General features: G+C 67.3%; 10 protein-coding genes, 1 tRNA gene and 1 pseudogene. 5 read left to right on the forward strand and 7 right to left on the reverse strand.

The window, feature by feature from the left end:
* The 7 genes from JWP83_RS09130 to aceE form a co-directional block, all read right to left on the reverse strand.
* On the reverse strand, positions 1-364 hold a 364-nt coding region (locus tag JWP83_RS09130), incomplete at its 3' end, for a carboxyl transferase domain-containing protein (RefSeq protein WP_297728998.1).
* Between the two features lie 43 nt (positions 365-407).
* Positions 408-1661: a 3-oxoacyl-ACP synthase KasB gene (gene kasB / locus JWP83_RS09135; protein WP_297729000.1), complete on the reverse strand. Its 1254-nt coding sequence runs from the start codon at positions 1659-1661 to the stop codon at positions 408-410.
* A gap of 26 nt (positions 1662-1687) precedes the next feature.
* Positions 1688-2938 (reverse strand): 3-oxoacyl-ACP synthase KasA, encoded by a 1251-nt coding sequence (gene kasA / locus JWP83_RS09140; RefSeq protein ID WP_297729003.1) that lies wholly within the window; start codon positions 2936-2938, stop codon positions 1688-1690.
* Complete coding sequence (gene acpM, locus JWP83_RS09145) at positions 2935-3282, reverse strand: meromycolate extension acyl carrier protein AcpM (RefSeq protein WP_297729006.1); 348 nt, start codon at positions 3280-3282, stop codon at positions 2935-2937. Before acpM ends, kasA begins: the two co-directional genes overlap by 4 nt.
* An 80-nt stretch (positions 3283-3362) precedes the next feature.
* On the reverse strand, positions 3363-4271 hold the full coding sequence (locus JWP83_RS09150; protein ID WP_297729009.1) for an ACP S-malonyltransferase: 909 nt from the start codon (positions 4269-4271) through the stop codon (positions 3363-3365).
* A 140-nt stretch (positions 4272-4411) separates the two neighbouring features.
* Entirely contained in the window at positions 4412-5737 is a 1326-nt protein-coding gene (locus tag JWP83_RS09155; RefSeq protein WP_297729012.1) for a CdaR family transcriptional regulator, read from the reverse strand.
* A 78-nt stretch (positions 5738-5815) separates the two neighbouring features.
* Positions 5816-8605, reverse strand: coding sequence for a pyruvate dehydrogenase (acetyl-transferring), homodimeric type (gene aceE, locus JWP83_RS09160; protein WP_297729015.1), 2790 nt, complete (start codon positions 8603-8605; stop codon positions 5816-5818).
* 116 nt (positions 8606-8721) lie between these two features.
* Here aceE and JWP83_RS09165 point away from each other — a divergent pair, with 116 nt between their 5' ends.
* From JWP83_RS09165 to JWP83_RS09185, 5 genes and pseudogenes are all read left to right on the forward strand, one after another.
* The gene (locus JWP83_RS09165; RefSeq protein WP_297729019.1) at positions 8722-9312 is read left to right on the forward strand and encodes a hypothetical protein; all 591 of its coding nucleotides are present in this window, start codon (positions 8722-8724) and stop codon (positions 9310-9312) included.
* A 104-nt stretch (positions 9313-9416) separates the two neighbouring features.
* Positions 9417-9839, forward strand: a complete 423-nt coding sequence (locus JWP83_RS09170) for a DUF3052 domain-containing protein (RefSeq protein WP_297729022.1) — start codon at positions 9417-9419, stop codon at positions 9837-9839.
* Positions 9839-10300, forward strand: a complete 462-nt coding sequence (locus tag JWP83_RS09175; RefSeq protein WP_297729025.1) for a peroxiredoxin — start codon at positions 9839-9841, stop codon at positions 10298-10300. The genes JWP83_RS09170 and JWP83_RS09175 overlap by 1 nt, the downstream gene beginning before the upstream one ends.
* Before the next feature lie 47 nt (positions 10301-10347).
* Positions 10348-10419: transfer RNA gene (locus JWP83_RS09180), tRNA-Val, on the forward strand.
* A gap of 186 nt (positions 10420-10605) precedes the next feature.
* A pseudogene (locus JWP83_RS09185) lies at positions 10606-11066 on the forward strand (amylo-alpha-1,6-glucosidase); the annotation flags it as partial.
* Positions 11067-11454: the final 388 nt, after the last annotated feature.

An 11454-nucleotide genomic window follows, 5' to 3' on the forward strand; every position in this document is an offset into this window, starting at 1 on the left:
ACGCGCGGATCATGGCCTCGAACACCAGCCCGACCGCGTGCAGCGCCCGGACACCCTCGGCCAACCGGGCCCCGCCCGAGTGCCAGATGCCCACGATCGGGCTCTGTTCCTCGATGGCGGTGTCGTAGGCGTTGACGATGTGCGTGCAACCCTCGAGGCCCATGGCCCCGCCCATCACGGTCCCGTCCGTGCAGAACGCGATGGTGCGCAGACCATTCACGGTCCCCGCGGCGGCCAGCACGCCGGAGCGGTCACGCTCGTGCAGGAGTTCCACGCTGCCGTCGTCAAAGAAACTGCTCAGACGCAGCAACGGGTCCCGAGGGTCGAGCGACTCGCCAACCGACGCGGGGGCCATGATTGTCATCGCAGGTCTCCTGTTCCGAGTGTGCCCGGGCTATAGCGCGGGTTTAGTACCGCCCGAAGGCGATCGCCACGTTGTGACCACCGAATCCGAACGAGTTGTTGATCGCGTACTTGTAGTCGCCCGGCCGCGGCTTGCCCGCCACCACGTCCAAATCGATCTCTGGATCGAGGTTTATGAGATTCAGTGTCGGCGGGATCACCTGATCCCGCAACGCGAGCACGGTCAGGATCGATTCCACCGCCCCGACCGCACCAACCGAGTGGCCGAGCGCGGACTTGGGTGCGTACACCGCCGGCTTGTTGCTGCCCAGCGCTTTGTTGATGGCCTTGCCCTCGGCCACGTCGCCAACCTGTGTGCCGGTGGCATGGGCATTGACGTGGTCGATGTCGCCGGGGGTGAGGCCCGCGAGCTGGATCGCCCGGGTGATCGCGTGTCCGGCTCGCTCGCCGTTGGGATCCGGCGCCACCATGTGGAAGCCGTCCGAGGTGATGCTGGCCCCCATGATCCGGGCCAGGATGTTGGCGCCGCGAGCTTTGGCGCTCTCCTCGGTCTCGATCAACATGAGCGCTCCGGCCTCGCCGAACACGAAGCCGTCGCGGTCCTTGTCGAACGGGCGGCACGCACCGGCGGGGTCGTCGTTGTTGGTGGACATCACGATGCGCATCTGGGCGAACCCGGCGATCGGCACCGCCTCGATCCGCGTTTCCACGCCACCGCAGATCGCGGCGTCGGCCTCACCGAGCACAATCTGCTGCCAGGCACGGGCGATGCCCTCCGAACCGGATGCACACGCTGATATCGGCGTCATCACCCCGGCCTTGGCGTGCCGTTCCAGCCCCACGGCGGCGGCGGCGCCGTTGGGCATGTACTTCTGCACGACCAGCGGAGAGACCGACTTCATGCCGCGAGTGCGCAAGTCGTCGTAACTGAAGACGAGCTCCTCGGCCGAGCCAAGGCCGGTGCCGATGGACACCGCCAACCGGTTGGTGTCGATCTCGGGCGAGCCGGCGTTCTCCCAAAGGCGCCGGCTCAGAATGGTGGACATCCGCTGCAGGTAACCCATCCGGCGCAATTCGATCCGCGTCAGCTGGTGGTCGAACTCCTCCAACAGATGCCCGCCGATGCGGACCGGCAGGTCGAATTCCTCGACGAACGGGTCGTTGAGGGTACGGATCCCACTTTGGCAGTCAAGCAACAGCTTCCACGTCTTCTCCGCGTCGGTTGCGAGCGCGGTCGTCATGGCAACGCCGGTAACCACCACGTTCGGGAGCGCTTTACCCGTAACCAGCTCTGTCATGGCTTGTGCCTACGTTCCTTCCGTGCTCAGTAGCGCCCAAAGGCGAGCGCTACATTGTGGCCGCCGAACCCGAACGAGTTGTTGATCGCGTAACGGTATTCGCCGTAGCGGGGTTCGCCCGCGACCACGTCAAGGTCGATCTGGGGATCGGGGGTCTCGTAGTTCAAGGTGGGCGGTATGACGCCGTCCCGAAGGGTCAGTACCGTCAGGACGGATTCCAGCGCGCCGACCGCGCCGATGGAGTGGCCCAGCGCCGACTTCGGCGCATACACCGCGGCCCGCTCGCAACCGGCGACCCGAATTGCATTGGCCTCCGCGGAGTCACCGATCGGCGTCGCCGTCCCGTGCGCGTTCACGTGGTCAATGTCCTTGGCGGACAAGCCCGCCAGCTCCAGCGATCGTGTCATCGCCCGACCGGCACGCACGCCGTCCGCCGCGGGCGCCACCATGTGGAAGGCGTCCGAGGTGATACCGGCACCCAACAGCCGGGCCAGCGGCTTGGCGCCGCGGGCCTTGGCGTGCTCCTCGGTCTCGATGAGCATGAGCGCCCCGGCCTCGCCGAACACGAAGCCGTCGCGGTCCTTGTCGAACGGACGCGAGGCACGCTCGGGCTCGTCGTTGCGGGTCGACATGGCCCGCATCATCGAGAACGCCGCGATCGGCAGCGCCTCGATCGGGCCCTCCACGCCGCCGCAGACGGCGACGTCCGCATCGCCCATGACGATCTGGCGCCAGGCGTGGGCAATGGCCTCCGAGCCCGACGAGCAGGCCGACACCGGGGTCATCACCCCGGCGCGGGCCCCGAGCTGCAGACCCACCACCGCCGCGGCACCGTTGGGCATGATCATCTGAACGGCGAGTGGGGACACCTTGCGGGGCCCGCCCTCGTTCATCAGGTCGTAGCTCTCGATGACCCGCTCGGCGCCGCCCAGACCGGTGCCGACCACGACGGTGAAGCGGTCGGGATCGACCTCGGGGCTGCCCGCGGTCTCCCAAAGCTGACCGCTTATCAATTTGGCCAGCCGCTGGACGTAGGACATGCGGCGCAGGTCGAGCCTGCCCATGTGATTATCGACTGGCTCCTTGAGGTGTCCACCGATCTTGACGGGCAGGTCCCACTTGGTGATGAACTCGTCCTCGAGCACGCGGATGCCGCTCTCGCCGGCCAACAGACCCTTCCACGTGCTCTCGATGTCCGGCGCGATCGCTGTCGTCGCCGTGACGGCGGTTACCACAACGCTGGGGTAACCGCCATTGGCAGTGGAAGGCTTGGTCACTTGCTGTCCGCTTCCAGCCTCGCCTTGACGCTGGCAACAGCTTCGGGGTTCTCCGTCTCGAGCTTGGCGCGCAGCGCCGCGGCGGCCTCGGGGTCCTCTTCCTCGAGCTTCTGGATGTAGGCGACGACGTCACCGACGGTGCGCAGGCCGGCGAGGTCCTCGTCGGGGATCTTGACGCCGTACTTGTCCTCGGTCTGCACCGCGATCTCCACCATCGACAGCGAGTCGATGTCCAGGTCGTCGACGAACGACTTCTCCGGGGTGACCTCGGAGGGCTCGATACCGGTCACCTCTTCGATGATCTCGGCGATACCGGCAATAATTTCTTCCTGAGTGACGGCCACGGCCTATTCCCTTCGTAATATGTTGTGTGCAAATCGGATTGACGTTTGCAGTTGTTATTGTTCTGGCGTTAGCCGGCAAGTTAGAAGTTTGCCAACTCGTCCAGATCTGCGGGTGACTTCACGGCACGCGCCGTAACCCCCCGAAGCTCGCGTTTGGCGATGCCGGTGAGGGTCCCCGCCGGGGGAAACTCCACGATCGCCGTGACATTGTGCTCACGCAGCGTCTCGGTGCACAGGTCCCAGCGCACCGGCTGGGTCAGCTGGGCGACGAGCGTGTCCATCGCGGCCGCCGCCGAGGCGACGGGCTTTCCGTCGCGGTTGGACAGCAGCGTGGCGGTGGGCTCGGCGGTCGTGACGGCGGCCGCCGCAGCGGCGTACCCGTCCAGGGCCGGAGCCATGTACTTGGTGTGGAACGCCCCCGCCACACCGAGGGCGCGCACCCGCGCCCTGGCCGGCGGGTCCTCGGCGAGCTTCTCCAACGCGGCGAGCGGGCCCGCGGCGACGATCTGCCCGGGTGCATTGCGGTTGGCGGGGAACAGCTCGAGCTCCTCGAGGCGGCTCAGCACCTCGGCCTCATCGCCGCCGAGCACCGCGGACATGCCGGTGGGCTCGATGGCGCAGGCCTTGGCCATTTCGGCGCCGCGGGTGGCGGCCAGCGCGACGGCGTCATCGGCCGCGAGCACGCCGGCAATCGCGTAGGCGGCGATTTCCCCGACGGAGTGACCCGCAACGATGGATTCTGCGTCGGTGAGCAGGCCGCGCCTGCTGAGCTCCTGGACAGCGAGCAGCGTGGTCGCGACGACCAGGGGCTGCGTGACCGCGGTGTCGGTGATCTCCTCGGTCGACGCGGTGGTCCCGAGGCGCACCAGGTCCAGGCCGCTGGCTTTCGACCACAGGGCCAACTGGTCTGCGGCGCCTGGCAGCTCCAGCCACGGCGACAGCATCCCCTCCGTCTGCGCGCCCTGTCCGGGCGCAAGAAATGCAATCACGTGTCTAAGAGAACACTGTGGAAACGGTTTTGGCGGGTGTAACAGATTATGAACCTCGTCTTAGGTTTTTGTATACACCTTACAAAACGGCTCCGTAAGCTACGGTTTTGATACCGCGCCGCGATGTGTTGGCTGGATCACTATCGGTGCGACGCGCCCGGAATACCACTCCTGACCGGCAGGGGGACCGGTACCGCCGCCTTGCTGGCGACGCCGGACGGCTGCGCGGGATAGTTCAGCTGGCCCACCGTCGAAGCCACACGCAGCACATATGCATCGCGGGGCTGAGTGGGATCGCGCCCGGTGAAGTCGGTGATCCGCTTGAGCCGGTATCGCACGGTGTTTGGATGAACGAACAACTTTCTGGCACAAGCTTCAATCGCGCCGCCACAGTCTAAGTACGCGTCGAGCGTCTCGATCAGCGTGGGCCCGGCATCGGCCAGCGGCCCCATCACGTCGGTGTGTAACGCGACGATCGCCGACGCGTCGCCCATCAGGGCACGCTCGGGCAGCAGTTCCCGGGCCAGCACGGGCCGTGGCGCGCCGCGCCAGCCGCCGACGGCGTTCATGCCGGAGATGGCCTCGCTGGCGCTGTGGTAGGCCGCGGTCAGCATGGGCGCCGTGGGCCCGATGACCACCGGGCCGTTCGAGAACGCGCTCAGCAGATCACCCAGGAATTTATCGGTGAGTGATAACTGGCCGGAAACGATCGCCACCAGCCAGGTGCCGTGTACGTCGGTGAGCGCCGCCCGGCCGTGCTGCGCGGCGATGTCGCGGACGTCCTGGCTGGCCCGCTCGCTGCCGCCCTCGCCGTCCGCGCCGTCACGGCCGGGTGCCGGCGTTCCGACCACGACCGTCGCCGGCGCGGTGGTGTCCCAGTTCAGCGCTGCCGCGCGGGACAGCAGTTCGGGTCCGGTGTCGCCGCGGACCACGGCGTCAACGACGCTCGCCTCCATCCGGCTGTCCCAGGTGCCGCGCGCTTCGGCGGCGTTCGCGTAGGCCGACGCCGCCGTGAACGCCAGGTCGCGGCTGTACTTCAAGATGCCGACCGTCAGGGCGGTCAACTGTTCCTCGGAGCGGGCCACCAGCGGCACCGCTTCCTCGAAGAAGTCCATGGTGACGCGCGCCATGTCCACGCTGTGGCGTAGCGCGATGCGACGGGCGAGGTCCTGGGGCACCAGTTCGAAGGCCTGCGCGGTATAGCTGATGTTGCTGTGCGGGTCGTGCATCCACTCGACGAAGTTGTTGATGGCCGTCTGCACCACCAACGCCATGCTGGCCCGCTGCGACGCTTCCAGGTCGGCGAAGAACGGCAACCGCTCTCCCATCGCGTTGACAGCCTCGGTGGCCAGCCGCCCCGAGTACTGCTTCAAGCGCCGCAGCAGGGATTCGGGAACGGTGTCCAGCAGTTCGAGCGGTGACCTTGGATGCTTCGCAAACGGACCAGCGAAGGCGTTGTCATTCACGCCTAAAACCTACGCCACAATTCTGGAGCATTCCGCCAAAGATGCTCGCGTCGTGGCGGTGTGTCGCCGCCGCCGGGGTCAGGCCACCCCGGGGTCGGAGGTCTGCTCGGGCGCGGCCTGCACGTCGTCGATGCGGTACTGGCGGGCGGCCGCGACCGGCACCGACGGATCGATTTCACCGTCGCGCGCCAACGCCTCGAGCACCGCGACGACCTGCGACTCGGCGTCGGTGTTGAAGAAGCGCCGCGCGGCGGGCCGGGTGTCGGAGAAGCCGAACCCGTCGGTGCCCAGCGTGACGAAGGTGCCCGGCACCCAGGGCCGGATCTGCTCGGGCACGGCGCGCATCCAGTCCGATACGGCGATCACCGGGCCGCCGGCGTCCGCGAGCGCCCGGGTCACGTACGGGGTCCCGGCCGGTTGGTCCGGGTGGCGCAGCCTGGCCTTCTCGACGCAGACGCCATCGCGGTTCAATTCGCCCCAGCTGGTCACCGACCACACGTCCGCGGCGACGTCCCACTCGGCGGCCAGCATCTCGGCCGCCCGCAGCGCCGACGGCATGGCAACCCCGGAGGCGAGAAGCTGCGCCTTGTTCGCCCGTTGTTCGGGAGCGGCCCGGTAGCGGTAGATGCCGCGCAGCACGCCCTCCGGATCGAAGTTGTCCGGCTCCGGCGGCTGCGCGTACGGCTCGTTGTAGACGGTGATGTAGAAGAACACGTTCTCCGGGTTCTCCCCGAACATGCGGGCCAGCCCGCTCTCCACGATGTAGGCGATCTCGAAGGCGAACGCCGGGTCGTAGGACACCACCGCCGGATTCGTGGCGGCCAGCAGCAACGAGTGCCCGTCGGCGTGCTGGAGGCCCTCCCCGGTCAGCGTGGTGCGCCCCGCGGTGGCACCCAGCAGGAAGCCGCGCGCCATCTGGTCGGCGGCGGCCCACAGTCCGTCGCCGGTGCGCTGGAACCCGAACATGGAATAGAAGATGTAGATGGGGATCATCGGCTCGTTGTGCGTCGCATACGACGTGCCGGCCGCGGTGAACGAGCCCACCGACCCCGCTTCGTTGATGCCCTCGTGCAGGATCTGGCCGACCTCGCTTTCCTTGTAGGCCAGCATCAGGTCGGCGTCGACGGCGGTGTACAGCTGGCCAAGCCGGTTGTAGATCTTCAACGACGGGAACCACGAGTCCATCCCGAAGGTGCGCGCCTCATCGGGAATGATCGGCACGATCCGCGGCCCAACCTCCCTGTGCCGCAACACTTCCTTGAACGTTCGCACCGTCGCCATGGTGGTGGCGACCTCCTGGTGTCCCGATCCCTTCTTCAGCGCGGCGTAGGTGTCGCGGCCGGGAAGCGTCAGCGCCCGGGCCTTGGTCCGGCGTTCCGGGACGAACCCCCCCAACGCGCGGCGCCGGTCGAGCAGGTAGCGGATCTCCGGGGCGTCCGGGCCGGGGTGATAGTAGGGCGGCAGGTAGGGATCCTCCTCCAGCTGAGCGTCGTCGATCGGGATCCGGATGGCATCGCGGAAGTCCTTGAGGTCTTGCAGCGCAAGCTTTTTCATCTGATGGGTGGCGTTGCGGCCCTGGAAGTGCGCGCCCAGCGAGTAGCCCTTGATGGTCTTGGCCAGGATCACCGTCGGCTGTCCCTTGTGGTCGACGGCGGCGCGGTAGGCGGCGTAGACCTTGCGGTAGTCGTGGCCGCCACGCTTGAGGTTCCAGATCTCCGAGTCGGTCATCTGCTCGACCAGCGCCTTGGTGCGCGGATCGCGACCGAAGAAGTGGTCACGCACGTAGGCCCCGTCGTTGGCCTTGTAGGTCTGGTAGTCGCCGTCGGGCGTGGTGTTCATCAGGTTGACCAGCGCGCCGTCCTTGTCGGCGTGCAGCAGGGCGTCCCACTCGCGGCCCCAGACCACCTTGATGACGTTCCAGCCGGCGCCGCGGAAGAACGACTCCAGCTCCTGGATGATCTTTCCGTTGCCGCGCACCGGGCCGTCGAGGCGCTGCAGGTTGCAGTTGATCACGAAGGTCAGGTTGTCCAGGCCCTCGAGCGCCCCGACGTGCGCCAGGCCGCGGCTCTCCGGCTCGTCCATCTCGCCGTCGCCCAGGAAGCACCACACGTGTTGGTCGGAGGTGTCCCTGATGCCGCGGTCGTGCAGGTAGTGGTTGAACCGCGCCTGATAGATGGCGTTGAGCGCGCCCAGGCCCATCGACACGGTGGGGAATTCCCAGAAGTCGGGCATCAGACGCGGGTGCGGGTAGGAGGGCAGCCCGCCGCCGGCGTGGCTGTGCTCCTGGCGGAAGCCGTCGAGCTCGTATGCGCTCAGCCGGCCCTCGAGGAAGGCGCGGGCGTAGATGCCGGGGGAGGCGTGGCCCTGGATGAAGACCTGGTCCCCGCCGCCGGGATGCGACTTGCCGCGGAAGAAGTGGTTGAAGCCGACCTCGTACAGCGCCGCCGACGAGGCGTAGGTCGAAATGTGGCCGCCCACACCGATTCCCGGGCGCTGGGCGCGGTGCACCATGATAGCGGCGTTCCATCGGATCCACGCCCTGTAGCGGCGTTCGACGTCCTCGTCGCCGGGGAACCACGGTTCGAGTTCGGTCGGGATGGTGTTGACGTAGTCGGTCGACGTCAGCGCCGGGATGGCCACCCGCTGCTCGCCCGCGCGTTCCAGCAGCCGCAGCATCAGGTAGCGCGCCCGCGCCGGCCCTGAGCGCTCCAGCAGTTCGTCGAAGGACTCGAGCCATTCCGACGTCTCATCGGGGTCGATGTCGGGCAGATAGGACGCCACACCTTCGCGGATCACCCGAACGCGGTCCGGTTCGCTTGCGCTGCTTTGGGTTTTGGCCAGATCGTGGCGCGCGAACTCGGTGGTCAACTTCCGCTCCTGTAGTCGGCGGGGCAACGGCTTGCGTTGTGTCTCCCTATCGTGCCGCACCGACGTTCCGGGCGGGTAGCCGCGGTGAGAATCGGGACCCGGTAACGTCAGCGATCGTGCTCATCGGATGGCGTGCCGTCCCTCGCATGCACCCGGGGGAGATCCCCAAGCGAGGCGCGCTGGCGCTCGGCTGTGTCGCGGCGGTGATCATGGGGATTGTGGGGTGTACCACCGTCACCAAGGGCACCGCCACGCCCGATACGAATGTCGCCCCGGCCTACCGGCAGTCGGTGTCCGCGTCGGTGTCGGCCTCGTCGGCGACGTCGCGCGTCCGCGAGTCGCAGCGACAGCAGTCGCTGACGACCAGGGCGGTGCGCACCTCGTGCGACACGCTGGCCACCTCCGCCAAGGACGCGATCGACAGGGTGAACGACTACGTCTCGGCGTTCAATGCCGGCCGCAGCACCGGCCCTGCCGAAGGCCCGGCGATCGGCGCGCTCAACGACAGCGCCACCACGGTCTCCAACAGCTTCAGCGACGCACTGTCGCAGCAGCTGCGGGACGCGTTCAACGCCTATGTCGACGCGGCGCGCGGGGTGGCCAACGCCATCGGCACGCACGCGTCGATATCGGAGTTCAACCGGCGCGTCGACCAGCTCAACGACACCAAGACGAAGGCGCTGAAACTCTGCCTGGCATCCTTCTGAGGCGCCTGACGAGGCACGGGTATAGACCGCGTTCTGGCTGTGCGACGATAATTCCCATCGCACGGCGCGCAAATAGCTTGCGGACAGATGTAGGAGGCTCCACGGTGGTCGCGGCGGATGACGCCCCGAGCTACGCTCGCAAACTGGGCATCCAACGAGACCATGTCGTCCAGGAATGGGGCTGGGACGAGGACACCGACGACGGCATCCGCGTCGCGGTCGAGGAGGCCTGCGGCAGCGAGTTGCTCGACGAGGACAGCGACGAGGTGATCGACGTCGTGCTGCTGTGGTGGCGCGACGGGGACGGTGACCTGGTGGACACGCTGATGGACGCGATCGGCCCGCTGGCCGAGGACGGCGTGATCTGGGTGCTGACGCCCAAGACCGGCAAGCCCGGTCACGTGCTGCCCGCCGAGATCGCGGAGGCGGCCCCCACCGCCGGCCTGATGCCGACGTCGTCGGTCAACCTCGGCGACTGGAGCGCCAGCCGGCTGGTACAGCCCAAGTCGCGAACCGGGAAGCGTTGATGCTGCCCGTCGGCACCACGGCCCCCGACTTCACCTTGCGCGATCAGGATCAGCAGCCCGTCACCCTGAGCTCCTATCGCGGGGCCAAGGACGTCCTGTTGGTGTTCTTCCCGCTGGCATTCACCGGGATCTGCCAGGGTGAGCTGGATCTGCTGCGCGACCACCTGCCGGAATTCGAAAACGACCACAGCGTGGCGTTGGCGATCTCGGTGGGGCCACCGCCCACGCACAAGATCTGGGCCCTCGAGAGCGGGTTCATGTTTCCCGTGCTGTCGGATTTCTGGCCGCACGGCCAGGTCAGCCAGGCCTATGGCGTGTTCAACTCCGACGCCGGCTACCCCAATCGCGGTACCTACGTCATCGATCGGTCCGGGATCATCCGGTTCGCCGAGATGAAAGGGCCCGGTGAGGCCCGCGACCAGCGGCTGTGGACTGACGCGCTGGCGGCTCTGAGGGCTTGAATGTTTTGGGTGCTCCGCCTCCGGGCGTGTAGCCTGCGGCGGGCATGGGGCGCGTAGCTCAGTGGTAGAGCTCTGGTTTTACACACCAGCGGTCGGCGGTTCGATACCGTCCGCGCCCACCGGTGTTTCCCAGGTCAAACGGGGTAACTGCCATGACGGTCAACCCCCGCTGTGCCAATGGTCAACCCCCCGCTGTGCCGTAATGTGCCAAACGGGTCAGCCGCTCAGCCGCTCAGTGGTAGCAACGGTCCCGCCTGGGGTGCCTGGGTCGCTGCCACATCAGTTGGAACTCGGTTTCACCGGTCAGTTACAACCCGATGAGCTACCACAACGGTTCGATCTGGCCGCACGACACGGTTATCGCGGTGGCTGGGTTGCTGCGTTATCGGCACATACCGGGCGCCGTGGCGCTCGCGGAGCGGCTTTGCTCGACGCGGCCGAGGCGTTCGGAGGGCGGCTGCCCGAGCTGTACTGCGGGTTACCCCGGTCGCAGTTCTCCTCGCCGGTGCCGTACCCAACTTCGTGCTCGCCGCAGGGCGTGGGCGAGCGCTGCGCCGTGCTGCTGCTGCGGTCGTTCCTCGGGCTGGACCACCACGTGCCACACAAGAAGGTCACCGTCTGCCCGCAACTGCCGACGGCGTGGGACAGGGTCACCCTGACCGATCTACGACTCGGCGCCATCACGGTGCACTTCGACGCCGAGGGCAAGATAGTGAAGACCCTCGGCGTGCCCGACGACTGGCACCTGCTGACGCCGGCGAAGTGACCCGCGTTTACGCCTATCGTGTGTTTGCGCGCCACGAACCGGTCCTGGGCGGCTCCGCTCGAGCGGCCGCTCTTTGGAATCCCGATAGTAGATCCGCCCATTGACATCAACAGGGCTCGGTGTGGGGGAGGGCCGGTGGAGGCACCTGGTTGGGTATCCCGAGTTTGACGACCGTCGGAGGAGTTGGGCCGGCCATCAAGAACAGTCACCGCTCTGTCGCTCGGAAATATGGCAGCGGTTAAGTCCCCCGAAGCGGCGTCGACCACCCGGCTGGTCAGGTCATGTACCGCCGGCACAGGACAAGCCGCCCACGCTCGTCCCGCGAGGGTGGGGACCGACGGCCGCGACGCGACGACAATCGCATCGGAGGTACAAAGCGTGGAGGTCG

This window comes from Mycobacterium sp. (assembly GCF_025965855.1).
Taxonomy (GTDB): Bacteria; Actinomycetota; Actinomycetes; order Mycobacteriales; family Mycobacteriaceae; genus Mycobacterium.

Coding starts and splice junctions, on each gene's coding strand:
- kasB (WP_297729000.1), bottom strand. CDS start 1,661: ATGACAGAGCTGGTTACGGGTAAAGCGCTCCCGAACGTGGTGGTTACC.
- JWP83_RS09175 (WP_297729025.1), top strand. CDS start 9,839: ATGCTGCCCGTCGGCACCACGGCCCCCGACTTCACCTTGCGCGATCAG.